This is a genomic window from Cupriavidus sp. CPT47-8839-RL05A, assembly GCF_058792255.1.
In genome coordinates, this window is the sequence record NZ_JBYTEG010000008.1 from 263,315 (window position 1) to 286,692 (window position 23,378).

Annotated in this window: 23 protein-coding genes and 1 pseudogene; 8 read left to right on the plus strand and 16 right to left on the minus strand. The window is 67.4% G+C overall.

Going from position 1 to position 23,378, the window contains the following annotated elements:
* Positions 1-67 precede the first annotated feature (67 nt).
* Entirely contained in the window at positions 68-694 is a 627-nt protein-coding gene (locus AC3WVS_RS12405) for a ferritin-like domain-containing protein (RefSeq protein ID WP_010813834.1), read from the minus strand.
* A gap of 160 nt (positions 695-854) precedes the next feature.
* Here AC3WVS_RS12405 and AC3WVS_RS12410 point away from each other — a divergent pair, with 160 nt between their 5' ends.
* The 5 genes from AC3WVS_RS12410 to AC3WVS_RS12430 all read left to right on the plus strand — a co-directional run bounded on the left by AC3WVS_RS12410 (position 855) and on the right by AC3WVS_RS12430 (position 6,210).
* Positions 855-1,451, plus strand: coding sequence for a sigma-70 family RNA polymerase sigma factor (locus tag AC3WVS_RS12410; RefSeq protein ID WP_010813835.1), 597 nt, complete (start codon positions 855-857; stop codon positions 1,449-1,451).
* Positions 1,448-2,200 carry an anti-sigma factor gene (locus AC3WVS_RS12415; RefSeq protein WP_492318874.1) on the plus strand — a complete coding sequence of 251 codons (753 nt, stop codon included), beginning with the start codon at positions 1,448-1,450 and terminating at the stop codon, positions 2,198-2,200. The genes AC3WVS_RS12410 and AC3WVS_RS12415 overlap by 4 nt, the downstream gene beginning before the upstream one ends.
* Before the next feature lie 133 nt (positions 2,201-2,333).
* Positions 2,334-3,746 (plus strand): argininosuccinate lyase, encoded by a 1,413-nt coding sequence (gene argH, locus AC3WVS_RS12420; protein WP_492318875.1) that lies wholly within the window; start codon positions 2,334-2,336, stop codon positions 3,744-3,746.
* A 191-nt stretch (positions 3,747-3,937) separates the two neighbouring features.
* Positions 3,938-4,480 carry a TRAP transporter small permease subunit gene (locus tag AC3WVS_RS12425; RefSeq protein ID WP_454751231.1) on the plus strand — a complete coding sequence of 181 codons (543 nt, stop codon included), beginning with the start codon at positions 3,938-3,940 and terminating at the stop codon, positions 4,478-4,480.
* Entirely contained in the window at positions 4,477-6,210 is a 1,734-nt protein-coding gene (locus AC3WVS_RS12430; RefSeq protein ID WP_492318876.1) for a TRAP transporter large permease, read from the plus strand. Before AC3WVS_RS12425 ends, AC3WVS_RS12430 begins: the two co-directional genes overlap by 4 nt.
* Before the next feature lie 43 nt (positions 6,211-6,253).
* On the opposite strand, the gene AC3WVS_RS12435 is transcribed toward AC3WVS_RS12430, so the two are convergent.
* Positions 6,254-7,168: a LysR substrate-binding domain-containing protein gene (locus AC3WVS_RS12435; protein WP_492318877.1), complete on the minus strand. Its 915-nt coding sequence runs from the start codon at positions 7,166-7,168 to the stop codon at positions 6,254-6,256.
* Positions 7,169-7,294: 126 nt separating this feature from the next.
* Between AC3WVS_RS12435 and AC3WVS_RS12440 the strand changes: the two genes are divergently transcribed.
* The 3 genes from AC3WVS_RS12440 to AC3WVS_RS12450 all read left to right on the plus strand — a co-directional run bounded on the left by AC3WVS_RS12440 (position 7,295) and on the right by AC3WVS_RS12450 (position 8,894).
* The gene (locus AC3WVS_RS12440) at positions 7,295-7,993 is read left to right on the plus strand and encodes a glutathione S-transferase family protein (protein ID WP_492318878.1); all 699 of its coding nucleotides are present in this window, start codon (positions 7,295-7,297) and stop codon (positions 7,991-7,993) included.
* A gap of 261 nt (positions 7,994-8,254) precedes the next feature.
* Entirely contained in the window at positions 8,255-8,491 is a 237-nt protein-coding gene (locus tag AC3WVS_RS12445; RefSeq protein ID WP_010813840.1) for a FitA-like ribbon-helix-helix domain-containing protein, read from the plus strand.
* Entirely contained in the window at positions 8,478-8,894 is a 417-nt protein-coding gene (locus tag AC3WVS_RS12450) for a type II toxin-antitoxin system VapC family toxin (RefSeq protein ID WP_037023550.1), read from the plus strand. The genes AC3WVS_RS12445 and AC3WVS_RS12450 overlap by 14 nt, the downstream gene beginning before the upstream one ends.
* A 68-nt stretch (positions 8,895-8,962) precedes the next feature.
* On the opposite strand, the gene AC3WVS_RS12455 is transcribed toward AC3WVS_RS12450, so the two are convergent.
* The 14 genes and pseudogenes from AC3WVS_RS12455 to AC3WVS_RS12520 all read right to left on the minus strand — a co-directional run.
* Complete coding sequence (locus AC3WVS_RS12455) at positions 8,963-11,236, minus strand: arginine/lysine/ornithine decarboxylase (protein ID WP_010813842.1); 2,274 nt, start codon at positions 11,234-11,236, stop codon at positions 8,963-8,965.
* Between the two features lie 150 nt (positions 11,237-11,386).
* On the minus strand, positions 11,387-11,953 hold the full coding sequence (gene dcd / locus AC3WVS_RS12460) for a dCTP deaminase (RefSeq protein WP_010813843.1): 567 nt from the start codon (positions 11,951-11,953) through the stop codon (positions 11,387-11,389).
* Positions 11,954-12,049: 96 nt separating this feature from the next.
* Positions 12,050-12,880 (minus strand): formate dehydrogenase accessory sulfurtransferase FdhD, encoded by an 831-nt coding sequence (locus AC3WVS_RS12465; RefSeq protein ID WP_010813844.1) that lies wholly within the window; start codon positions 12,878-12,880, stop codon positions 12,050-12,052.
* A 63-nt stretch (positions 12,881-12,943) separates the two neighbouring features.
* Positions 12,944-13,333 (minus strand): hypothetical protein, encoded by a 390-nt coding sequence (locus AC3WVS_RS12470; protein ID WP_492318879.1) that lies wholly within the window; start codon positions 13,331-13,333, stop codon positions 12,944-12,946.
* Positions 13,334-13,366: 33 nt separating this feature from the next.
* A complete protein-coding gene (locus AC3WVS_RS12475; protein ID WP_492318880.1) occupies positions 13,367-14,575 on the minus strand; it encodes a formate dehydrogenase subunit gamma in 1,209 nt (402 codons plus the stop codon).
* A gap of 64 nt (positions 14,576-14,639) precedes the next feature.
* Entirely contained in the window at positions 14,640-14,876 is a 237-nt protein-coding gene (locus AC3WVS_RS12480) for a hypothetical protein (RefSeq protein WP_035816587.1), read from the minus strand.
* Positions 14,873-15,550 carry a formate dehydrogenase FDH3 subunit beta gene (gene fdh3B / locus AC3WVS_RS12485; protein ID WP_010813848.1) on the minus strand — a complete coding sequence of 226 codons (678 nt, stop codon included), beginning with the start codon at positions 15,548-15,550 and terminating at the stop codon, positions 14,873-14,875. The genes AC3WVS_RS12480 and fdh3B overlap by 4 nt, the downstream gene beginning before the upstream one ends.
* A 15-nt stretch (positions 15,551-15,565) precedes the next feature.
* The gene (locus AC3WVS_RS12490; protein ID WP_492318881.1) at positions 15,566-18,598 is read right to left on the minus strand and encodes a molybdopterin-dependent oxidoreductase; all 3,033 of its coding nucleotides are present in this window, start codon (positions 18,596-18,598) and stop codon (positions 15,566-15,568) included.
* 72 nt (positions 18,599-18,670) lie between these two features.
* The gene (locus AC3WVS_RS12495) at positions 18,671-18,886 is read right to left on the minus strand and encodes a formate dehydrogenase (protein ID WP_316151187.1); all 216 of its coding nucleotides are present in this window, start codon (positions 18,884-18,886) and stop codon (positions 18,671-18,673) included.
* Positions 18,887-19,084: 198 nt separating this feature from the next.
* The gene (locus AC3WVS_RS12500) at positions 19,085-19,717 is read right to left on the minus strand and encodes a TorD/DmsD family molecular chaperone (RefSeq protein WP_492318882.1); all 633 of its coding nucleotides are present in this window, start codon (positions 19,715-19,717) and stop codon (positions 19,085-19,087) included.
* A 35-nt stretch (positions 19,718-19,752) separates the two neighbouring features.
* A complete protein-coding gene (locus AC3WVS_RS12505) occupies positions 19,753-21,918 on the minus strand; it encodes a 4Fe-4S binding protein (RefSeq protein ID WP_492318883.1) in 2,166 nt (721 codons plus the stop codon).
* 101 nt (positions 21,919-22,019) lie between these two features.
* Positions 22,020-22,610, minus strand: a complete 591-nt coding sequence (locus AC3WVS_RS12510) for a DUF3306 domain-containing protein (protein ID WP_492318884.1) — start codon at positions 22,608-22,610, stop codon at positions 22,020-22,022.
* A gap of 34 nt (positions 22,611-22,644) precedes the next feature.
* Positions 22,645-23,178, minus strand: a complete 534-nt coding sequence (locus tag AC3WVS_RS12515; protein ID WP_492318885.1) for a DUF3305 domain-containing protein — start codon at positions 23,176-23,178, stop codon at positions 22,645-22,647.
* Between the two features lie 22 nt (positions 23,179-23,200).
* Positions 23,201-23,378 (minus strand): annotated as a pseudogene (locus tag AC3WVS_RS12520) (iron-sulfur cluster carrier protein ApbC); the annotation flags it as partial.

Sequence of the window (23,378 nt, forward strand, 5' to 3'; positions counted from 1 at the left end):
CCGCGTGCGGGAGAGGGGCGCTTCCACATCGGGCGGCAGCTCTTTCAAATGGCGCCAGTCTGACCCCTCACCCCACAAACGCCCCCGGCACCGGATCTTCACCCAGCGCGTGCAGCAGCACCGCCCAGTGCATCGCCTCGTCCCCGAGGATGCTGCCGGCGGCGCGGGTCAGTTCGCGGTTGTGGAAGTTCGGCAGCACGCCCAGGTAGGCGGCGGTGGCGCCCTTCTCCAGCCCCGCGGCAAAGCGCAGCACATCGGCCTGGGTCTTCAGCTTGTCAGTCGGGAAGGTGTATTCCGACGCCTTCTTCGCCACCACCGGGGTGCCGCCCAGCTTTGACACCGTCCCGGCCAGCACCTGCGCGTGCGCCTTGTGGTGGTCCTGGAACTTGACCGCGGTGGCGAGCACCGGCTTTTGCAGCAAGCCGCTTTCCGCGCCCACCTGGTAGGCCGCGATCGCCTGGTATTCCAGTCCCAGCGCGGTGTTCAGGATATTGATGTCGTCCCTGGTGCTGCCCGACTGGGTCTGCGCCCAGGCCGGCATGGACTCGCCAAGGCTGATGACGGCGAGCGAGCCCAGCGCGAACAGCCCCGGCGCCTTGAGCAGCCCGCGGCGGCGCGCATCGGGCGCGGTCACAATGCGGTCAAGGGAATCGGTCGGATCTGTCGTGACCGCAGTGGTGCGCATGCGTTCCATGATGTTCTCCTGTGTGGGATCAACGGCGCCGCGGCCCGCAGCCCGGGGCCGCCATCGTGCGCCTGCCACCTGATACGCACGCCGGGGCCAATCGGATGCAAGGTCGTGCCTATAATCCGGCAACACCCTTTCGCGAGACGCCCCGGTGCCCCCCTCTCCGGTGTCCCCTTCCGCCGAAACCTACGCCGCGCCGCCCGGCGCCGAGCGGCTTGCGGCCCTGCTCCAGGCCGTGGCCATCGGCGAGCGGCAGGCGCTGCGCGGCCTCTATGACCTCACCGCGACGAAACTGTTTGGCCTTGCGCTGCGTATCACTGGCAGGCGCGATTGGGCGGAGGATGTCGTGCAGGAAAGCTTTGTCAGCATCTGGCACCACGCCGGCGACTACCGGCCGCACCTGGCCGCGCCGATGACCTGGATGACCGCGATCGTGCGCAACCGCGCGCTGGACTGCCTGCGCCGGGCGAGCGCGGCACGCGTCGGGCAGACGGTCGAGCTTGACGAAGACCTGGGCGAATGGCTGGCCGACGACACTGCCGGGCCCGCGGAACTGGCCGATGCCAGCCAGCAGGCACGCGCGCTCAACCGCTGCCTGCAGCGCCTGGAGCAGCCGCAGCGCCAGGCCATCATGCTGGCCTACCTGCAGGACCTGAGCCACGCCGAGCTGGCCGCCCGCCTGCGCGCGCCGCTGGGAACGGTCAAGTCCTGGATCCGGCGCGGCCTGGAGCGGCTGCGCAGCTGCATGGAGGGCGCGGCATGAAGCTGGCCAGCCATCCCGACCTGCTCGACCGCATCGCCGCGCAGTACGCGCTGGGGGTGCTGCGCGGCGGCGCACGGCGCCGCCTGGAACAACTCGCACGCGAAGAGCCCGCGGTGCGCGCCGCGATACACCGCTGGCAGGCGCGGCTGGCGGGCGTGGCCGAGTTGCAGGCGGCCGCCGAGCCGGTCGACAAGGTATGGTGCGGGATCGAGGATCGCCTCGGCTGGAAGGTGGCAGATCAGGTCGGTCAGCCGGACCGCCCGGCCCCTGACACCCGCCCCGCGGACGGCTGGTGGCAGCGCCTGTGGTCGGCCCCGGTGTTCTGGCGTGGCGCCGCCGCGGCAATGGCCATGGTGGCGGTGCTGGCCGTCGGCATCGGCATCCAGCTGGCCCGACAGGATCAGGCGGCGCCGGCCGAGGTCGTCGCCGTGCTGAACGACGACCGTGCCCAGCCTGCGATGCTGGTGTTGTGGGATGCCGGCGCACGCAGCCTGATCGTGCGCCGCCTGGATCACCTGGCGCTGAGCGACGAGCAGGTATTGCAATTGTGGGCGCTGCCTGCAAGCGGCAAGCCGCAGTCGCTGGGCGTGATCGGCCGGACACCCGAAGCCCGGCTGGCGCTGGCGCAACTGCCCGCGGCGGTGCCCGCGCTGGCGGTCAGCATCGAGCCGCCGGGCGGCTCGCCCAATGCCGATGGGCCAAGCGGCCCGGTGGTGTTCAAGGGGCCTGTGATCCACAGCCGGCTCTGATGAACGGCGCTGCCGCGCCGGCCGACGCCGCCAGCGGGCCGGCGGGCGATATAATCGCCGTTTCCCAATTTCTCGCGCCCGCCGCCGTCCGCACGCCGGCGCCTGCCCGCGCGAGCCACTGCAGCCGACGTCCATGTCCACCTCCCAACTTGCCAAGAAAGGCGAAGCCTGGTCCGCCCGCTTCTCCGAACCGATGTCCGACCTGGTGAAGCGCTACACCGCCTCGGTGTTCTTCGACAAGCGCCTGGCCCTGTTCGACATCCAGGGCTCGCTGGCCCACGCGGCCATGCTGGCAAAGCAGGGCATCATCGCCGAGGCCGACCGCGCCGAGATCGAGCGCGGCATGGCGCAGATCAGCGCCGAGATCGAGGCCGGCGGCTTCGAGTGGAAGCTGGACCTGGAAGACGTCCACCTGAACATCGAGGCGCGCCTGACCGCGCTGGTGGGCGATGCCGGCAAGCGCCTGCACACCGGCCGCTCGCGCAATGACCAGGTCGCCACCGATATCCGCCTGTGGCTGCGCAGCGAGATCGACAACATCGTCGCCCTGCTCGGCGCGCTGCGCATTTCGCTGCTGGACCTGGCGGATAAGCATGCCGACACCATCCTGCCGGGCTTCACCCACCTGCAGGTGGCGCAGCCCGTCACCTTCGGCCATCACCTGCTGGCTTACAACGAGATGTTCACGCGCGATGCCGAGCGCATGGCCGACTGCCGCAAGCGCGTCAACCGCCTGCCGCTGGGCGCCGCCGCGCTGGCCGGCACCAGCTACCCGATCGACCGCGAGTTCGTGGCGCAGCAGCTTGGCTTCGACGGCGTGTGCCGCAACTCGCTGGACGCCGTGTCGGACCGCGACTTCGCCATCGAATTCTGCGCCGCCGCCGCGCTGGTGATGACGCACGTGTCGCGCTTCTCGGAAGAACTGGTGCTGTGGATGAGCCCGCGCGTGGGCTTTATCGACATCGCCGACCGCTTCTGCACCGGCAGCTCGATCATGCCGCAGAAGAAGAACCCCGACGTGCCCGAACTGGCGCGCGGCAAGACCGGCCGCGTCAACGGCCACCTGATCGGCCTGCTGACGCTGATGAAGGGCCAGCCGCTGGCGTACAACAAGGACAACCAGGAAGACAAGGAGCCGCTGTTCGATACGGTCGATACCGTCGTGGACACATTGCGCATCTTTGCCGACATGGTGCCGGGCATCACCGTCAAGCCCGAAGCGATGCGCGCCGCCGCGCTGCAGGGCTACGCCACCGCCACCGACCTGGCCGACTACCTGGTCAAGAAGGGCCTGCCCTTCCGCGACGCCCACGAAGCCGTGGCCCACGCGGTGCGCGCCTGCGACAGCCGCCAGTGCGACCTGGCCGACCTGAGCGTGGCCGAGCTGCGCGAGGTCTCGGGCCTGGGCGACAAGGCCGCGCTGATCGGCGACGACGTGCACGCGGTGCTGACGCTGGAAGGCTCGGTCGCCGCGCGCGACCATATCGGCGGCACGGCGCCGGCGCAAGTGCGCGCCGCCATCGCGGCCGCGCGCGCGGCGCTGTAACAGCGGGACCCTCTGTAAGTTTCGCGTAAGTTTTGCGCAAGAAGAAGCCACCGCAGCGCGAGCCCGGTGGCTTTTTTTGTTGGCATTCCCCATTCTGGCGCAATCTCGTCGCCCCCGTAGGTAGTAGCCCCTAGCGCCTGCGAATTTTGTTACAGATAAACTAGGCGCCGCAAAAACCGGGGAGACAACCCATGTATTACTTGCTTGGTCTGTCACGACAGATCGACAGGTTGAATCAGCACACTGGCAGGCTTGCAAACATCATGATCCTGCTGTCGTGCCTGATCAGCGCAGGCAACGCCCTTCTGCGCTATGGCTTCAACTTGAGCGACAACTGGCCACTCGAACTGCAGTGGTACATGTTTGCCATTGCCGTGATGTTCGGCGCCTCCTACACCTTCCAGCGCAATGAGCACGTGCGCGTAGACCTGATCTACGGCAACGTGTCGGAACGCGCGCAGCACTGGATCGACATCTTCGGCATCGTCGTATTCCTGCTGCCCTCGTGCGTGCTGTTCACCTGGCTGTCGTGGGAATCGCTGTTTCTGCCCTCGTGGCGCATCCTCGAGCAATCGGGCAATTCCGGCGGCCTGCCGCGTTACCCGATCAAGCTGGTGGTGCCCATCGGCTTTGCCCTGCTGACGCTGCAGGGCGTGTCCGAACTGATCAAGCGCTTCGCCGCCCTCAAGGGCCTGGTGCGCATCGAATCCAAGTACGAGAGGCCGGTTCAATGATTCCGTTGGAATATATGCCGCCGATGATGTTCGGCGGCCTGGTGCTGTTCATGCTGATCGGCTTCCCGGTCGCGTTCTCGCTGTCGGCGGTGGGCCTGGCCTTCGGCTTCCTGGCAATCGAATGGGGTTACTTCCCGGCCAGCTTCCTGCAGGCCGTGCCGAGCCGCGTGTTCGGCAGCGTGCTGGCCAACGAGCTGCTGCTGGCGATCCCGTTCTTCACTTTCATGGGCGCCATCCTGGAGAAATGCGGGCTGGCCGAGGACATGCTGGACTCCATGGGCCAGCTGTTCGGCCCGGTGCGCGGCGGCCTGGGCTACTCGGTGATCCTGGTCGGCTTTATCCTGGGTGCGATCACCGGCACGGTGGCCGCACAGGTGATCGCCATGGCGATGATCTCGCTGCCGGTGATGATGCGCTACCGCTACAACATGAAGTACGCCACCGGCGTGCTGGCCGCATCGGGCACCATCACGCAGCTGGTGCCGCCGTCGCTGGTGCTGGTGGTGCTGGCAGACCAGCTCAAGACCCCGATGGGCAGCGCCGACGTGGGCAGCATGTACCTGGGCGCCTGGGGCCCGTCGGTGATCCAGATCGCGCTGTTTGCGCTCTACACCTTCTTCCTGACGCGCTTCAAGCCCGACTGGCTGCCGCCGGTTCCCGCCGAAGCGCGCACGCTGCGCGGCTGGCCGCTGTGGCGCAAATGCCTGCGCGGCATTATCCCCTGCGCAGTGCTGATCTTCCTGGTGCTGGGCACCATCATGCTGGGCATTGCCACGCCGACGGAATCCGGCGCCATGGGTGCGGTCGGCGCGCTGGTGCTGGCAGTGATCCGCGACAAGGCCTTTACCCGGATCGACCGCCAGATCTACCGCGTCGGCATCGCCGCCACGCTGGTGGCCGCGGCGGTGGGCTTCTTCGCCTTCGGCTCGCACGTGTTCCGCATCCCGCTGGCGGTGGTGTACCTGGTCATCCTCTGGCTGCTGCTGCGCGCCGGCCAGATGACCGAGCTGCGCCTGCTGATCGTCGATGCCTACCAGTCGACCGCGCGCATCACCGCGATGGTGGTGTTCATCCTGATCGGCTCCACCTGCTTCTCGGTGGTGTTCCAGGGTGTGGACGGCGGCGCCTGGGTGGAGCATCTGTTCACCTCGCTGCCAGGCGGCTGGATCGGCTTCCTGATCGTGGTGAACCTGTTTATCTTCTTCCTGGCCTTCTTCCTGGACTTCTTCGAAATCGCCTTCATCGTGGTGCCGATGCTGGCGCCGGTGGCGGTCAAGGTGTTGGCACCGGTGGTGGCCGACTCCATGGGCGGCAACCCGGAAGCCGCGGCGACGGCGGCACTGGTGTGGTTCGGCGTGATGCTGTGCGTGAACATGCAGACCTCGTTCATGCACCCGCCGTTCGGCTTCGCGCTGTTCTACCTGCGTGGCATCGCGCCGAAGGAAGTGAAGAGCTCCGACATCTACTGGGGTGCCCTGCCCTGGGTCGGGCTGCAGATGGCGATGGTGCTGCTGGTGATGTTCTGGCCGGGCATGGTGACAGGGCTGCTGGACAAGGGTTCGCTCAAGCACAGCAACGCGGCGGAGGTCAGTATCCCGCTTGGCGCAGAGCCGGAGAAACCGGCGTCGGCGCCAGGACCGGCCGCCCCGCCGGGTTCGCTGGAACTGCCAGGCGCGGCACCGGCACCTGAGCCCGCGACACCGCAGTTCGAGTTCGAAAAGAAGAACTGAGCCGGATGGCAGACCCAGGGCCCCGCAGCAATGCGGGGCTTTTTCATGGGCGCGCGTCCGCCCCGGCGCCGGCCGGCGCCAGGCATTGCACCAGGAAATCCACCGTCGCGCGCACGCCGGGCAACTGCCCGCGCCGCGCCGGCATCAGCAGCGTGGTGGTCACGCTGCCCGCGGTCCAGTCCGGCAGCACGCGCACCAGTTCGCCGGCCGCCAGCGCCGCGCGGCAAAGTTCCTGCGGCAGCGGCACGATACCCAGCCCCGCCACGGCGGCACCGAGCAGCACGGCGGATTCGTTCACGGTCATGCGGGGCACCGGCGTGACTTCCGCACCCGTGCCGGCCGGCCCGCGCAGGCGCCAGGTGCCGGCGGCGGCCCCGGTCAGCAGCCCATCATGGTCGGACAGCTGCGCGGGCGCTTGCGGCGTGCCGCGGCCCGACAGGTAGGTGGGCGACGCCACCAGCACGATCTCGTCCACTGCAAGCTGGCGCTGCACCAGGCCCGAGTCCGGCAGCGGCGCGAAATGGCTGCGTACGGCAATGTCGAAGCCCTCCTGCACCAGGTCGACCCTCCGGTCGGACACCTCCAGTTGCACGTGCAGGCGCGGATAGGCACGGGCCAGCGCGGGCAGGTGCATGGCCAGATACTGCTGCGCGGTAGGCACCGACGCCGTGATGCGCACCGTGCCGCTGGGTTCGGCCACGCGCCGCTGCACAGCCTCCTGCGCCGCCTCGGCCTCGATCAGTGCCGCGCGCGCATGCTCGTAGAAATCCCGGCCGGCATCGGTCAGCGTAAAGCTGCGTGAACTCCGGTAGAGCAGCCGCGCCTGCAGCGCCTGCTCCAGTTCGGCCACGCGCTTGCTGACGGTGGATTTGGGCACGCCCAGCGCGCGCCCGGCGGCGGCAAAGCCGCCATTGGCCACGGCCATGACAAAGAAGCGCAGGTCGTTCAGGTTCAGCATGACGGCGCAAAGTCTACACATGTGGACGATAGGTCGGATTTTTGCCCACTACTCGCGCAAAGTCCACACATCTACAGTTCCGCTATGCCCGATCGGCGGGCGCTACCCAAACCAGGAGAACTTCCCATGCCTACCACCACCCTCTTCTATGGCGTCCCCTCTGGCTGCTCGTTCGGTTCGATCGTCGCGCTTGAATGGCTGGGCGAACCGTATCGCCTGAGCCGCATCGAGATGCCGGAAATCGTGACCAGCGACGCCTACCGCCGCATCAACCCGATTGGTGAAACGCCCACGCTGATGGACGCGCAAGGCAACTTCCTCAGCGAAAGCCAGGCGATCATGAACCACATCGGCGCGCGCGGCATCGCCCGCAAGCTCGGCTTTGCGCAGGACACGCGGGATTTCGACCGGCTCAACCAGATGCTGGGCTACCTCAACACCAGCTTTTTCAGCGCCTTCGCGCCGCTCTGGTACGCGCTGGAGCATGGCGTGCAAGGGGCCGAACTCGAGGCCCTGACCCGCTATGGCGCGGCGGAAGTCCGCAACGTGCATGCCGAGCTTGAAGCCATGCTGGGCGACCGGCGGTGGCTGCTTGGCGAGCACCGCACGGTGGCCGACGCCTATTTCATCGGCATCGCCCGCTGGACCAAGTACCACGCGGTGCTGAACCGCGAGGACTATCCGAACCTGCAGCGCCTCTACAACCAGCTGGAAGCCGATCCGGCGGTACGCTTCGCCCACGCCGTCGAGCGGCAGGCGCCGGCGCAAAGCCAAGGCGGCTTCCAGGGCCATGTCACGCTGGAGGAAGTCCTGGCGCAGCGCTGATCCGCGGTGCGGCGGTATTGTGAAAGGGAGCGTTGCGGGAACGAGACGGGCGCGCGATTGCGAATCGGCTCATCGACCGGCGCCCCGGCGCGGCCCAGACTGGCTCCTGCGTTCAGCGACTTGATCCAGGAGATCAACATGCAAATCACCAAAGCCTTGGACCGGCCCGGCACCGCCACAATGTATGGCCTGCCCTCGATACGTGACCGCCGCACTGATAACAATGCTATCATTCCCCCATCCGATGGTGAGGAGGTCAAGATGGCAACACTACTCGTTCGTGGCATCGATGAATCCCTGGTCCAGCGCCTGCGCGAGCGGGCCGTCGCCAACGGCCGCAGCGCCGAGGCCGAGCACCGCGCCATCCTGGCGCAGGCGCTGGGCGGCACGCGCCGGCGCAGCCTGGCCGAGGTGCTGGCCAGCATCCCGGACGTCGGGCAAGACGCCGACTTCGAGCGGATCCAGAATCCAGGCGAGGCGCCGCGTGTATTTGATTGATACCAACGTCATCAGCGAAACGCGCAAGCGCGAACGCGCCAACCCCGGCGTGCGCGCGTTCTTCCGGCAGGCGGCGCGGGAAGGTGCCGCGCTCTACCTGTCGGCGCTGACCGTGGGCGAACTCCAGCGTGGCGTAGCGCTGATCCGCCACCGCGGCGATACGGCGCAGGCCGAGGTGCTGGAGCAATGGCTGGCAACCGTGCTGGAGGATTTTGGCCGGCTGGTGTTGCCGGTCGATGCCGACGTCGCCCAGGTCTGGGGCCAGCTGCGCGCACCGCGGCCTGAGCACGCGCTGGACAAGTTCATTGCCGCCACCGCGCTGATCCACGACCTGACCATTGTCACGCGCAATGTTGAGGACTTCCGCGGCACGGGCGCGATGCTGCTGAATCCCTTCACCTAGCGCCACCCCAAAAGAAAGGGCCCCGCATAGCGGGGCCCTGCTCACGTCAGCGGGACGCGGACTGGCGTTCAGCCGCCCTGCTTCACGCAGTCGACAAAGTACGCCGTCTTGCCGTCGACCTCGTCCTCGACCAGGCCATGGATGTCGGTCTCGAAGCCAGGGAACAGCTTGTTGAACTCGCGCGCGAACTTCAGGTACTGCACGATGGTGCGGTTGAAACGCTCGCCCGGAATCAGCAGCGGAATGCCCGGCGGGTACGGCGTCAGCAGGATGGCGGTGACGCGGCCCTCCAGGTCGTCGACCGGCACGCGCTCGATCTCGCGGTGCGCCATCATGGCCCAGGCATCGGACGGCTTCATCGCCGGCTCCATGTCCGACAGGTACATCTCCGTCGTCACGCGGGCCACGTCGTTGGCCTTGTACACGCTGTGGATCGCATCGCACAGGTCACGCAGGCCCATGCGCTCGTATTGCGGATGCTTGGCGACGAATTCCGGCAGCACGCGCCACAGCGGCTGGTTCTGGTCGTAGTCGTCCTTGAACTGCTGCAGCTCGGTCACCAGCGAGTTCCAGCGGCCCTTGGTGATGCCGATGGTGAACATGATGAAGAACGAGTACAGCCCGGTCTTCTCGATGATGATGCCGTGCTCGGCCAGGTACTTGGTGACGATGGCCGCCGGGATGCCGCGTTCGCTGAACTCGCCGTCCACGTCCAGGCCCGGGGTGATGATGGTGGCCTTGATCGGGTCGAGCAGGTTGAAGCCGTCAGCGAGGTCGCCGAAGCCGTGCCAGCGCTCATTGGCCTTGAGCATCCATTCTTCGCGGTCGCCGATGCCGTCTTCGATCAGTGCGTCCGGGCCCCATACCTTGAACCACCAGTCGCCGTTGTTGCCGTCGTCGTAGTCGCCCTCGACCTTGCGCATGGCGCGGCGGAAATCCATCGCCTCCTGGATGCTCTCTTCCACCAGCGCGGTGCCGCCCGGCGCTTCCATCATCGCCGCGGCCACGTCGCACGAGGCGATGATCGAGTACTGCGGGCTGGTCGAGGTGTGCATCAGGTACGCCTCGTTGAAGCGGTAGCGGTCCAGCTTGCGCGTCTCGGAATCCTGCACCAGGATCTGCGAGGCCTGCGACAGGCCGGCCAGCAGCTTGTGCGTCGACTGCGTGGCGAACACCAGCGCGTCCTTGCTGCGCGGGCGGTCCTTGCCGATCGCGTGCATATTGCGATAGAAATCGTGGAAGGCCGCATGCGGCAGCCAGGCTTCATCGAAGTGCAGCGTATCGATCTCGGCGGCCAGCATTTCCTTGATCTGCTCGGCGTTGTACAGCACGCCGTCGTACGTACCCTGGGTGATGGTCAGGATGCGCGGCTTCTGGTTCTTGGCCTTGCTGGCGAACGGGTGGTTGGCGATCTTCTTCCTGATCGTCTCCGGATCGAACTCGCTCTTCGGGATCGGGCCGATGATGCCGTAGTGGTTGCGCGTGGGCATCAGGAAGACCGGGATCGCGCCCGTCATCATGATCGCGTGCAGGATCGACTTGTGGCAGTTGCGATCCACCACCACGATGTCGCCCGGCGCCACATTGGCATGCCACACCATCTTGTTCGAGGTGGAGGTGCCGTTGGTGACGAAGTACATGTGGTCGGAGTTGAAGATGCGCGCGGCATTGCGCTCCGACGCGGCCACCGGACCCGTGTGGTCCAGCAGCTGGCCCAGTTCGTCGACCGCGTTGCAGACGTCGGCGCGCAGCATGTTCTCGCCGAAGAACTGGTGGAACACCTGGCCCACCGGGCTCTTCAGGAACGCCACGCCGCCCGAGTGCCCCGGGCAGTGCCACGAGTACGAGCTGTCCTGCGCGTAGTCGATCAGCGCCTTGAAGAACGGCGGCGCCAGCGTGTCGAGGTAGACCTTGGCTTCGCGGATGATGTGGCGTGCCACGAATTCCGGCGTGTCCTCGAACATGTGGATGAAGCCGTGCAGCTCGCGCAGGATATCGTTGGGGATATGGCGCGAGGTGCGGGTCTCGCCGTACAGGAAGATCGGCAGGTCCGAGTTGCGGCGGCGCACTTCGGTGACGAAGGCGCGCAGCTTTTCGATCGCGGCGGCCTCGAGCTGGTCATCGCCGTCGCGCGTGAACTCGTCGTCGTCGATCGAGACGATAAAGGTCGATGCCCGGCTGGACTGCTGCGCAAACGACGTCAGGTCGCCGTAGCTGGTCAGGCCCATGACCTCCATGCCCTCTTTCTCGATCGCCTCGGCCAGCGCGCGGATGCCCGAGCCGGAGATGTTCTCGGAGCGAAAGTCTTCGTCAATGATGATGACGGGGAAACGGAATTTCATCGGGCATCCTTGATGGAAAGCAGGACATAAAGGACTTGAGCCACATGGCCGGCGGGAGGTTCCCCGCTGCGGCGACATGTGGCTCTGACGTCAGGTGTGGCGGCCATTCTCGGGGCCAGCCTTCCGGCAAACGCCGGCATTGTAATGCGCTCAGGTCTTCGGCAGTGTGACACCGTGCTGGCCCTGGTACTTGCCGCCGCGGTCGCGGTACGAGGTCTCGCAGACTTCGTCGCTTTCGAAGAACAGCACCTGGGCGCAACCCTCGCCGGCGTAGATCTTGGCGGGCAGTGGCGTGGTGTTGGAAAACTCCAGCGTCACATAGCCTTCCCACTCCGGCTCGAACGGCGTCACATTGACGATGATGCCGCAGCGGGCGTAGGTGCTCTTGCCCAGGCAGATGGTCAGCACGCTGCGCGGGATCCGGAAGTATTCCATCGTGCGCGCCAGCGCGAACGAATTGGGCGGGATGATGCAGACATCGCCCTTGAAATCCACGAACGACTTCTCGTCGAAATTCTTCGGATCGACGATGGTGCTGTTGATATTGGTGAAGATCTTGAATTCGTCGGCGCAGCGGATGTCGTAGCCGTAGCTCGAGGTGCCGTACGAAACGATCTTGCGCCCGTCCTGCTCCCGGACCTGGCCTGGCGCGAACGGCTCGATCATGCCGTGCTGCTCCGCCATGCGGCGGATCCACTTGTCGGATTTGATGCTCATAAGGTTGGGAGGGTAAACACACTGGCTCGGAGTGCGCCGCATTGTACAACCAATCGCGCCCACCCCTTTAAGCAAACGCAAACAACCAAGTGCCGCTTACGCCACTGCGTCTTCAGGCAGCCGGTGGCGGAAGCGCTCGCGCCCGGTGTAGAGCAGGAAGTGCTTGCCGGTGCAGCGCGCAAATAGCGTCAGGTTGACGCGCCGGGCCATCTGGTAGCCCATCTGCGTCACGCCCGAGCGCGACAGCAGGAACGGGATGCCCATCTGCGCGCCCTTGATCACCATCTCGGAAGTCAGGCGCCCGGTGGTGTAGAAGATCTTGTCGCTGCCCGTCATGCCTTCCAGCCACATGCGCCCGGCGATGGCGTCCACGGCGTTGTGGCGGCCCACGTCCTCGATGAACATCAGCAGCTCGGTGCCCTGGAACAGCGCGCAGCCGTGCACCGAGCCAGCCTGCTTGTAGACCGACTGCTGCAGCCGGATGGTGTCGATGATGCCGTACAGGGTGTCCTGGTCCAGCGTGGCGCCAACCGGCAGGCGGATGTTGTCGACCTCATCGAGCAGCGAGCCGAACACGGTGCCTTGCCCGCAGCCGGTGGTCACCACGCGGCGCGCGGTGCGTTCCTCGATGCGGTCCACGCCATTGCGCGTGGTCACGGCGGCGGACTCGGTTTCCCAGTCGACCTGCACCGCGGCGATGTCTTCGATCGATTCCACCAGCCGCTGGTTGCGCAGGTAGCCCAGCACCAGGTGCTCGGGCGCGCCGCCCAGGGTCATCAGCGTGACCAGCTCGCGCTTGTCGAGGTAGACCGTCAGCGGACGCTCGCCCGGCAGGTAGGCCGCGCGCACGCGGCCCTGCTCGTCGACGACTTCAACCTCTTCGATCAGGGGAACGGCTGCCTGGGTAAGCTCGGGACGCAGGGTCATGACGAGGGGCTCGGGGCTGCTGGTGAGGGCCCCGCGCCGCGCGCGGCGTGCATGGGGCTGTGGTTACGGCGCCTTTGCAGGAGATTGTACCGCGCCGGCCGCGGCTGGTTTGGCATCGGCCGCGGTGCTGGCCACGGCTGGCGCCGGGGCGGCAGGCGCAGCGGCGGTCGGCGCCACAAACGGGCCCGGATCGGCACACGCGGCGGCTTGCGACGGCGCGCGGGCTTCCTGGCCGTGGGCCTTGCGCTCGGCGAAGTAACGCGCCGCGGTCTTGTCCTGCGCGCGGCACAACTGGTAGGCGGCGATCTTGTCGGCCCAGGCGGCGCGCGCCTTGGTCTCGGCGGCCTTGGCCTGCTGGGCCTCGGTCGGCGGCGGCAGCTTGGCCAGCGCGCCGGTGGCAAGGGTGGCGCCCGCGCACAGGGCAACCAGCGTCAGGGTGCGTGTCTTCGTCATCGTGGGTTCCGCATGGTCTGGTTGGCGCCGGCCTCAGGCTTCGCCAGGGGTATGCCGGGTGCTGCGCCCCGCGGCGGCTTCCGGGCTGGCCGATCGCTGGGCCGGGATCTTGCCGGACTTGATGTCGTCGTACCAGTGCTCGTGGTGCTCCCTGGCCCAGGCCTCGTCCACCCAGCCGTCGCGCATGGCGCGGTAGGCGCCTTCCATGCCGACCGTGCCCATGTAGATATGGCCGCACGCCATCGCGATCATCAGCACGGCCGAGATCCCATGGATCACGTTGGCGATCTGCATGGTCGCGCGGTAGTAGTCCATGCCCGGCACGATCATGTCCAGCACCCAGCCCGATGCCGACAGCACCAGCCCGAACACGAACACGCCGATCCAGAACCACATCTTCTCGCCGGCATTGAAGCGCCCGCTCGGCACATGCTTGCCGGATGCCAGGCCGCCAAGGCTGGTGACCCAGCGCATATCGTCGCGGTTGGGCAGGTTGTCGCGCACGAACACCACGAAGGCCACGATCACCGACAGCGTGAAGATCGGGCCGATCACGTTGTGCAGGTTCTTCAGCACGTAGGTCAGCCAGCCGAACAGCATGTGGCCCATCAGCGGCAGCAGGAAATGCTTGCCCAGCAGCAGCACGATGCCCGACACCGCCAGCACCACGAACGAGATCGCCATGGTCCAGTGGACGATGCGCTCAAGCGGCGTGAAGCGCTCGATCATGCGGCCGGTGCGCGGCGTGCGCAGCGGGATGGTGCCGCGCCAGAGGAAGAAGCCCAGGATGGCAAGCGGCACCACCAGCAGCAGCCAGCCGCCCCAGACGGTGATGACGCCGTTGCGGAACAGGCGCCATTGCTGCCCGGTGCGCTGGATCAGCACGCCCGCTTCCTTGTCGGGCAGGCTGCTGTAGTGGCGCTGGTCGGAATTGACCTCGCGCCAGACCGGCGCATTGTTGCCGGGCTGCGTGACGGTGCGCTGCTGCTGCGACTGGGCCTCGGCGGCGATATCGCGGCGCGGTATGTTGAAGATATTCTCGGATGCGATGCCGGCCAGCGGCTGGACCGGGTGCGTGGCCGGGTTGTTGGTGTCGGCATTGGCCTGCGCGGCGGCCGGTGCCGGCGGTGCCGAGGCCGGCGCCTGTGCGGCGGCGGTGCCGGCAAAGGCCGCCAGCGCCAGCGCGCCGGCGCTGAGCCAGCGCCGCCAGCCTGCGCGGCATGCATTCTGCGACGGCGTCATGTGCACTCCTTCGGATCGTCGAGGGCCGGCGCCCGGCTGCCGGGGCGGCCCAGCTGCAGCGCCTTCATTGCGTGCGGTTGTACTCGTTCTGCAACTGGTTGCGCTGCCGAATCTGGTTGTCCCAGCTGGTCTTGTCGCCCTGCTTCCAGCCCTTGGCCACGAACGGATCGTCCGGGGCGCCCTGGAAGGCCTGGGCGTCAGCCTTGCGGTGCGACGGGCCGATGGTCTGCGGCTTCTCGCCGCAAGCTGCCAGCAGCACGCCGCACAGCGACAGCAATGCAACAACGCGGACGCGGTTCATGACGCTTGCCCTCCCGGGGCCGCGGGTGCGGCCGGTGCGGCGGGCGCCGGCTGTGCCGGTTGGGCCGGCTGGGCCGCGCCGCCCTTGGCGGTGCCGTAGGCCGTGCCCCAGCCGAACACGTCGCCGCCGGTGCCGCGCTTGATCACGCGGTTGCGCAGGATGTCGGCAATCACATCGCCGTCGCCGCCCAGCAGCGCCTTGGTCGAGCACATCTCGGCGCACAGCGGCAGCTTGCCTTCGGCCAGGCGGTTGCGGCCGTATTTCTCGAACTCAGCTTCCGAGCCGTTCTTTTCCGGGCCGCCAGCGCAGAAGGTGCACTTGTCCATCTTGCCGCGCACGCCGAAGGTGCCGGTCGACGGGAACTGCGGCGCGCCGAACGGGCAGGCGTAGGAGCAGTAGCCGCAGCCGATGCAGACGTCCTTGTCGTGCAGCACCACGCCGTCCTCGGTGCGGTAGAAGCAGTCGACCGGGCAGACCGCCATGCAGGGCGCGTCCGAACAGTGCATGCAGGCCACCGAGATCGATTTCTCGGCGCCGACCATGCCGTCGTTGACGGTGACCACGCGGCGCCGGTTCACGCCCCAGGGCACCTCGTGCTCGTTCTTGCAGGCAGTGACGCAGCTGTTGCACTCGATGCAGCGCTCGGCGTCACAGATAAATTTCATGCGTGCCATGGTGTCCCTCTGCGCTTAGGCAAACCGCTCGATCTGGCAAACGGTGGTCTTGGTTTCCTGCATCATCGTCACCGAGTCATAGCCGTAGGTGGTGGCCGTGTTGACCGCCTCGCCCCGCACCACCGGCATCGCGCCCGCGGGGTAGTAGTCCTTCAGGTCCTTGCCCTGCCACCAGCCCGAGAAATGGAACGGGATGAACGCGGTATCGGGCCCAACCCGCTCGGTCACCAGCGCGCGCACCTTGATGCGGGCCCCGGTGGGCGTCTTCACCCAGCAGAAGTCACCGTTGCGGATGCCGCGGTCGGACGCCGCGCGCGGGTTGATCTCGACGAAGTTCTCCTGCTGCAGTTCGGCCAGCCACGGGTTGGAGCGGGTTTCCTCGCCACCGCCCTCGTACTCGACCAGCCGCCCGGAGGTCAGGATGATCGGGAACTTCTCATAGACCTTGTTCTCGATATTGCGCTGCTGCACCGACTTGTACAGCGTCGGCAGCCGCCAGAACGCCATCTTGTCGTCGTGGGTCGGGTACTTGGCGACCATGTCCGGGCGCGTGGAGTACAGCGGCTCGCGATGCTGCGGGATCGCGTCGGGGAAGTTCCATACCACCGCGCGCGCCTTGGCGTTGCCGAACGGATGGCAGCCATGGTTCTTCATCACCACGCGCTGGATACCGCCCGACAGGTCGGTCTTCCAGTTCTTGCCTTCGGCCTTGCCCTTCTCGGCATCGGTCAGGTCGTCCCACCAGCCCAGCTTCTTCAGCAGCACATGGTCGAACTCCGGATAGCCGGTGGTGATCTCCGCGCCCAGCGAGCAAGAGCCGTCCTCGGCCAGCAGGTTGACGCCGTCGCGCTCCACGCCGAAGTTGGCGCGGAAGTTGCCGCCGCCGTCCATCACGTGCTTGCTGGTGTCGTACAGGTTGGGCGAGCCCGGGTGCTTCAGTTCCGGCGTGCCGTAGCACGGCCACGGCAGCCCGAAGTAGTCGCCGCTCAGGTCGTAGCCGGTGACCGGGTCCTTGCCCGCCTTGCAGCGCAGCGTCTTGACGTCGAACATCTGCATATTGCGCATATGCGCCTTCAACCGCTCCGGCGACTGGCCGGTGTAGCCGATGGTCCAGTTGCTGGCGTTGATCTCGCGCAGGATCGATTCCGGCTCAGGCTCCATCCAGGTACGGCCGGCGCGCTTGACCTCGATCAGCTTCATGTTCTTCGACAGCTCCTTGCCGAAGCCGAGCCGGTCGGCAAACGCCTGCATCAGCGTATGGTCGGGCATCGACTCGAACAGCGGCTCGATGACCTTCTCGCGCCATTGCAGCGAGCGGTTCGACGCGGTGCACGTGCCCGAGGTCTCGAACTGCGTGCAGGCCGGCAGCAGGTAGACCGCGCGGTTCGGGTTGACCTTGTCGCCCTCGGCCGGCGGCATGTTGGCCATGGCCGCGGTCGCCGACGGATAGGGGTCGACCACCACCAGCAGGTCGAGCTTGTCCAGCGCCTTCTTCATCTCCAGGCCGCGCGTCTGCGAGTTCGGGGCATGGCCCCAGAAGAACACGCCGCGCACATTGTTGTCCTGGTCGATCAGCTCATTCTTCTCGGTGACGATATCGATCCAGCGCGACACCGTGGTGCCGGACTTCTCCATCATCGCCTGCGACACGAACTGCTTCTTGATCCATTCGTAGTCCACGCCCCACACCGCGGCGTAGTGCTTCCACGCGCCGGTGGCCAGGCCGTAGTAGCCCGGCAGCGAGTCCGGGTTGGGGCCCACGTCGGTGGCGCCCTGCACGTTGTCATGGCCGCGGAAGATGTTGGCGCCGCCGCCCGACACGCCGATATTGCCCAGCGCCAGCTGCACGATGCACGAGGCCCGCACGATCGCGTTGCCGATGGTGTGCTGGGTCTGGCCCATGCACCACACCAGCGTGCTGGGGCGGTTCTTGGCCATGATCTCGGCGACCATCTTCACCTGCGCCTCGGGCACGCCGCAGACTTCCTCGACCTTGTCGGGGGTCCACTTGGCCAGCACCTCTTCCTTGACCTTGTCCATGCCATAGACCCGGTCGTTCAGGTACTTCTGGTCTTCCCAGCCGTTCTGGAAGATGTGGTACAGCATGCCGAACAGGAACGCGATGTCGGTGCCCGAGCGGATGCGCACATAATGCTGGGCCTTGGCCGCGGTGCGCGTGTAGCGCGGGTCGACCACGATCACCTTGCAGCCGTTCTCCTTGGCGTGCAGCAGGTGCAGCATCGACACCGGGTGCGCCTCGGCCGCGTTGGAGCCGATATACAGAGCTGCCTTCGAGTTCTGCATATCGTTGTACGAGTTGGTCATCGCACCGTAGCCCCACGTGTTGGCCACGCCCGCCACGGTGGTGGAGTGGCAGATGCGCGCCTGGTGGTCGGTGTTGTTGGTGCCGAAGAACGACACCCACTTGCGCAGCAGGTAGGACTGCTCGTTGCTATGCTTGGACGAGCCGACGAAGAACATCGAGTCCGGGCCGGTCTGCTGGCGGATCTCCTTCATCTTGGCGGTGATCTCGTCCAGCGCCTGGTCCCAGCTGATGCGCTGGTACTTGCCGTTGACCAGCTTCATCGGGTACTTGAGGCGGTATTCGCCGTGGCCGTGCTCGCGCAGCGCCGCACCCTTGGCGCAGTGCGCGCCCAGGTTGATGGGCGAATCGAACACGGGCTCCTGGCGGATCCACACGCCGTTCTGCACCACCGCGTCGACCGCGCAGCCGACCGAGCAGTGGCCGCACACGGTGCGCCTGACCACGATGCCGGTCTTGCCGTCGGCGGCCGCCTTCTTGTCGTCGGCAGCGTCCGCCTTGCGGATCAGCGTCAGCTGCGAGGCCGCCAGCCCGGCACCGACGCCGATGCCAGAGCGCTTGAGGAAGCTGCGGCGGTCCATGGTCGGCATTGCGCCGGCCAGGCTGGCCGCGAGCCGTTGCGAGAGTCGGCCGGAGGCTGCGCCGGCAGGTTCAGGCCGGTTGGCCAGGCCGTCAGCGAGGCGGGCGGATGCGCCCTGCGCCGCGCGTTTGCGGGTCAAGATCATGTCTCACCTCAGATGCGGACGCCGGTTGCGTCCGGTTGCAGGCGGCGCGGCAGACCACACCGCCCTGGGCAGCTACACCAGCGTGGTCCGGTAGTACTTGCGGATGTGGTCAGAGACCCGGTAACCCTTGCTGTCCGACGGAGGATCGGTGGGTTCCGGCAGAGCCGTGGCCTGGCCCGGCATGGCCGGACCGCGCGCGGTCAGCGCTGCCGCGCCCGTAGCGGCAGCCACAACTCCAGCGCCCGCGAGAAACGTGCGGCGCGCGACCCTGGTTTGCTTCTCTGTCATGTGGGGGCTCCTCGGCTGACAAAGCCCGATGGATTTAGCCGTTATGCGTTGTTATGCATATTCTAGATTCAACTAGCGGGAAAGACCATGATATGCGCGGGTTTTTCCCTACTTTCCAACTCATTTTCGTGTAAGCGGCTGCCTTGGCCTCGCGGCGCTAAAGAAGCCCGCAAGCGTGCCGATATTCAATGCCCGCGCTCAATGCATCTCGAGCGCCACCGCCTCAACGCCGGCAAACGCGCCCAGCAAGCCGGCCACGCCGCGATAGAAACGCGCCTGCGGGTGCGCCGTCACTGCATCGCACAATCGCTCCACCCAGGGCTGCAGGTGCTGCGCATAGAAGCGCTGCTGCTCGCCCAGGTTGGACACCGCCAGGTCGTCGCCCGCCACCAGGAAGCGCATCACCTCGCACAGCGTGGCGATATGGTCCTCGGTCTCGCTGACATCTTCATGACGCTCCAGGCCGTAGCGGGCGAGGTCTTCGCGCAGCGCCACCAGCGGGCGCTCGTTCAGGAAGCCGGTCATGTAGAAGGAGCCGTACAGGAACACATCCTGCCGGCCCACGCCCACGAACAGCAGCCGGTACTCCTCCTCCGCCTCGGCCGCGGTGGTCTCCGATGCTGCATCGCACAACGCATTCCACGCCTTGCCCAGCACGGTGTTCGCGTCATCGCCCACGGCGCGGTTGGCGGCGATGTGGTGCAGCAGCGCGGCGTCGGGCGCGTGGTAGAACAGCGTGGCGAGCAGGCCGTAGAGGTCGGCGCGGGCGGTGTCTTCGGCATCGTCGGCCGGCGGCGCGGCGGTGAGCTGGATCGGCTGGAAATCTGTCATGTCGTGATGATTTGTCCTGGGTAGCCCCGCCGCCGTCAGCGCAGCGTGGCGCCGGTGGCGGTTCCCGTATCGCGCTCTATCATGTCGATGACGCGGCAGTCAGGGCACATCTTCAGGCGCTCGGCCGCGGCGCCGGCAAAGGCGGGATGGCCGGCCAGGCGCACCAGCATCGACTCCACCATCTGCGCCGTGCCGAACGGCTTGGCGCAGCGGATGCAATGGAACGGCTGGGTCTCGTTGAGGGTCACCGGGCGGCGCGCCGCGTCGCCGGCCAGCAGGCGCGGCACCAGGCTGATGGCGTCTTCCGGGCAGGTCTTCTCGCACAGCCCGCATTGCACGCAGTTGCGCTCGATAAAGCTGAGCACCGGGCGCTCGGGATTGTCGCGCAGCGCCTGCGACGGGCACGCGCCGACACAGGCCATGCACATGGTGCACTTGCCCGTATCCACTGCGATCGCGCCGATCGGCGCGCCGGCCGGCAGCGGCACGCTTGGCGCGGGCACCGGCGCGTGCCGGGCCAGGTGGTCCAGCACAAAGTCCAGCATCTCGCGCTTGGCCGCGACCGGGCCGAACGGCGCCGGCGGCAGCGCGTTGCGGCCCGGGCGCAGCGCCGCCAGGCCGGCATCCAGCGCCGGGGTATCGGCGGCCTCGACCAGCGACAGCACCTCGCCGTCATAGCCCAGGCCCGCCAGCAGAGCGCGCCCGACCGCGATCTGCTCCAGCAGCGCGGTGCGGTACTGCGGTGCCTCCTCGCCGGTCAGCAGCACCGCTACGCGGCTGGCGCCCCAGCACAGCGCGGCGAGCCACAACTCCAGCCCGGCCGAGGCCGGGTGGAACAGCGACAACGGCATCACATTGGCGGGCACGCCCTTGGCCTTGCCGCCGCGGGCGGAACGGCCCAGCGCCAGCAGCGCCGGCGTGCCATATTCCTCGCCATGCAGCAGCACCACCGGATCGCGTGCGCCGGCCCGGCGGTACGCCGACAGCAGCGTGCGCAGGCGCGCGCCGGTCACCTCCGGCCCCGGGTAGCCATAGCTGATGGCCCCGCTCGGGCAGACGGTGGTGCAGGCGCCGCAGCCCATGCACAGGTTGGGCGTGACTTCGATGCGCCCCTTGCCGTCATGCCAGCGCGAGCCGATGGCCTCGGTCGAGCAGATGTCGATGCAGGCGGTGCAGCCGGTAGTCTGGTTGCGGCCATGCGCGCACAGGTTTTCCTTGTAGCGGAAGAACCTGGGCTTCTCGAACTCGCCCACCAGGCCTGCCAGCAGCAACGCCTGGGCCTGCTGGCGCGCGGCATCGGTGCCGGCGTGCAGGTAGCCCTGCGGCGGCTGGTGCATGGTGAAGGCAGGCGTGTCGCACAGGTCGAAGACCAGGTCGAAGCGTCCCTGCACTGTGCCCTGCGGGCGGTCGAAGTCGATCGCCGCGGCGGCGCCGCAGGCGCGCACGCAAGCACGGTGCGAGCGGCAGCGCGACAGGTCGATCTGGTAGCTGAAGTCGATCGCGTCCTCGGGACAGGCGTCGATGCAGGCGTTGCAGCGGGTGCACAGGTCCAGGTCGATCGGGTTGCTGCGGCCGGCACCGGTCTCCCAGCTGGCCTCGAACGCTCCCAGCCAGCCTGTCAGCGAGGCCAGCCGGCCGCTGTGAACGGGATAAGCGCGCGCCGCCGGCTGCGCCGCGGCGCCTTCACGCCTGTCGCTGCCGGTCAGCAGCACCGTGACCTCCAGCTGCATCGCGGCCAGCCGCTCGGCCCACGGCAGCGCCCGCTGGGCCGGGCCCAGCACCAGCACCGCGCCGTCGGAACGGTAATCCACCACCGGCACCGGGTCAGGTTCGGGCAGCGCGGCCACGGCCAGCAGCGCGGCGATCTTGGCATTGGCGGTCTTCGGGTCGCGCCGGGCGCCCTGTGACCAGCCGCCGGTCTCGCGGATATTGACGAAGCGCACCGGCGCGGTCACCACCGGGCGGCCATCGCTGCCCTGCGCGGCCTGCGCTGCGACTTCGGTAAAGAGCTGGCGTTCCTGGGTGCAGGCGACGATGACGTCGTCGGTGCCGTCGAGCGCGGCGGTGAAGTCGCCGATCTCGCGCCGGCACAGCAGGCGATGGACCTTCAAGGGGCCCTGGTTGGCGTCCTTGGTTGCTTCGGACAATGCCGCCCCGTCAAGCGGCATGGTGTCGTTGCAGTTGCAGATCAGCGTCGGCATGGCGAATGCGGCTGACCGGCCCGGACGTCCTTCTTGGTGAGGGGTCTGCGGGTCGGCGGATTGTGGGGATGCCTATTGTAGGCTGCGCTGCACCTGTGAGGCTACGCGCATTTATCCGGGTCTTGCAGGCCCTGTTCTGCGCTTTGACTTACAGTTTGCTGCGGCGTTTCGATTGGTGCGGGTATGTCCGTAGTGTCGGCGGTCTCGCCGGATTCGGCGAACTCGGCGGGCGCCGCCGGCGGTACATCCACAGGCCCCGCGGCGGCGGCCGCGGCCTGTGCCGCCGCGCGTTCCTCGTCGGTCGGCTCGAACAGGCCCAGTGTCTCGGACTGGCGCAGCTGGCGAAGGATTTCCGGCGGGATCGGATCGGGTTTGCTGTAGTCGTCGATATAGATGTCGAGCCCGTCCATCACGTTGAAGTGCGGATCGGCGAACAGCGTCTTCAGCGCCGCGCGCTTGACCGACTCATCCACGCCGCGGGCCACGAACCGGGCGATCTCGTCGCCGGGGCGCAGCGCGGCCACGTCCTCCAGCGTCGGGGCCGGTACCTGCGGCGCTTCGGGTGCTGCGCCGGTGGTCACGGGGACGGCTTCGGCATGCGCTGGTGGTGCCGGCTCTGCCGGCACGGGCACGCCCTCCCGCACCGCGGCCTTGCGGCGCGACCAGCGCGACAGGAAGGACGAATCGCTCATCGGCAGGGCAAGCTCAGGTCGTCAGGATCAGTAATCAGTAGCGGGCGCGGTCTTCCGGCGCCTTGAAGGATTCGGGCCGGCGCCGCTGCTTGGGCTCGGGCCGGTAGTGCTGGTCGACATAGGCCTGCAGCCACTCGCGCTGCTCGGGCGCCAGCGGCACGTTCTCGACGGTCTCGCCGGCATCGAGCCAGCGGCCAGCCTCGTTGTACGACAGCGTCACGGTCATCGGCACCGGATGGGCCTCTTCGCCAGGGACTTCGTCCTCCGGCATGCGCCACAGCACGAACCAGCACGGCGTGGTCGAAGTCAGGTTCAGGTAATAGCCTTCGCCCTGGTCGCGGAACAGCGTCACCTCGAACCCCGGGTACAGCCAGTGCGCGCCGTGGGCGTCGTGCTCCAGGCACACGGGGTGCGTGCCGAACTCGCCAAGGTCCGGCAGCACCGCGTCCAGCTCCCACTTCCACGGCTGCCAGCGGTTGGCCAGCGCGACCTTGCGCATCACCACCGCCATGGTCACGGCGGGGCGGGCAGCGGGTGCCGGCAGGTCGGGGGCAGGCTGGCTTTCCATGGTTGCTGCGCGCGGCGCGCGCTCAGGTGTTTTGCACCACGATACTCGGAAACTTGCTGGTCATGTCGCGCGCCTTGTCGGCGACCTTGATCGCCACCTTGCGCGCGATGGCGCGGTACATCTCGGCCACCGGGCTGTCGGGCTCGGCCACCACGGTCGGACGGCCGGAGTCGGCCTGCTCGCGGATCTGCAGGTTCAGC

Excerpts from the sequence above, each read along its gene's own strand:
- AC3WVS_RS12445 (WP_010813840.1), top strand. The coding sequence starts at position 8,255 with ATGGCAACACTACTCGTTCGTGGCATCGATGAATCCCTGGTCCAGCGC.
- AC3WVS_RS12415 (WP_492318874.1), top strand. The coding sequence starts at position 1,448 with ATGAAGCTGGCCAGCCATCCCGACCTGCTCGACCGCATCGCCGCGCAG.
- AC3WVS_RS12490 (WP_492318881.1), bottom strand. The coding sequence starts at position 18,598 with ATGATCTTGACCCGCAAACGCGCGGCGCAGGGCGCATCCGCCCGCCTC.
- AC3WVS_RS12440 (WP_492318878.1), top strand. The coding sequence starts at position 7,295 with ATGCCTACCACCACCCTCTTCTATGGCGTCCCCTCTGGCTGCTCGTTC.
- AC3WVS_RS12495 (WP_316151187.1), bottom strand. The coding sequence starts at position 18,886 with ATGACAGAGAAGCAAACCAGGGTCGCGCGCCGCACGTTTCTCGCGGGC.
- AC3WVS_RS12435 (WP_492318877.1), bottom strand. The coding sequence starts at position 7,168 with ATGCTGAACCTGAACGACCTGCGCTTCTTTGTCATGGCCGTGGCCAAT.
- AC3WVS_RS12510 (WP_492318884.1), bottom strand. The coding sequence starts at position 22,610 with ATGAGCGATTCGTCCTTCCTGTCGCGCTGGTCGCGCCGCAAGGCCGCG.
- AC3WVS_RS12405 (WP_010813834.1), bottom strand. The coding sequence starts at position 694 with ATGGAACGCATGCGCACCACTGCGGTCACGACAGATCCGACCGATTCC.
- AC3WVS_RS12465 (WP_010813844.1), bottom strand. The coding sequence starts at position 12,880 with ATGACCCTGCGTCCCGAGCTTACCCAGGCAGCCGTTCCCCTGATCGAA.
- AC3WVS_RS12500 (WP_492318882.1), bottom strand. The coding sequence starts at position 19,717 with ATGACAGATTTCCAGCCGATCCAGCTCACCGCCGCGCCGCCGGCCGAC.
- AC3WVS_RS12430 (WP_492318876.1), top strand. The coding sequence starts at position 4,477 with ATGATTCCGTTGGAATATATGCCGCCGATGATGTTCGGCGGCCTGGTG.
- AC3WVS_RS12475 (WP_492318880.1), bottom strand. The coding sequence starts at position 14,575 with ATGACGCCGTCGCAGAATGCATGCCGCGCAGGCTGGCGGCGCTGGCTC.
- fdh3B (WP_010813848.1), bottom strand. The coding sequence starts at position 15,550 with ATGGCACGCATGAAATTTATCTGTGACGCCGAGCGCTGCATCGAGTGC.
- AC3WVS_RS12470 (WP_492318879.1), bottom strand. The coding sequence starts at position 13,333 with ATGACGAAGACACGCACCCTGACGCTGGTTGCCCTGTGCGCGGGCGCC.
- AC3WVS_RS12455 (WP_010813842.1), bottom strand. The coding sequence starts at position 11,236 with ATGAAATTCCGTTTCCCCGTCATCATCATTGACGAAGACTTTCGCTCC.
- AC3WVS_RS12505 (WP_492318883.1), bottom strand. The coding sequence starts at position 21,918 with ATGCCGACGCTGATCTGCAACTGCAACGACACCATGCCGCTTGACGGG.
- AC3WVS_RS12515 (WP_492318885.1), bottom strand. The coding sequence starts at position 23,178 with ATGGAAAGCCAGCCTGCCCCCGACCTGCCGGCACCCGCTGCCCGCCCC.
- dcd (WP_010813843.1), bottom strand. The coding sequence starts at position 11,953 with ATGAGCATCAAATCCGACAAGTGGATCCGCCGCATGGCGGAGCAGCAC.
- AC3WVS_RS12425 (WP_454751231.1), top strand. The coding sequence starts at position 3,938 with ATGTATTACTTGCTTGGTCTGTCACGACAGATCGACAGGTTGAATCAG.
- AC3WVS_RS12480 (WP_035816587.1), bottom strand. The coding sequence starts at position 14,876 with ATGAACCGCGTCCGCGTTGTTGCATTGCTGTCGCTGTGCGGCGTGCTG.
- argH (WP_492318875.1), top strand. The coding sequence starts at position 2,334 with ATGTCCACCTCCCAACTTGCCAAGAAAGGCGAAGCCTGGTCCGCCCGC.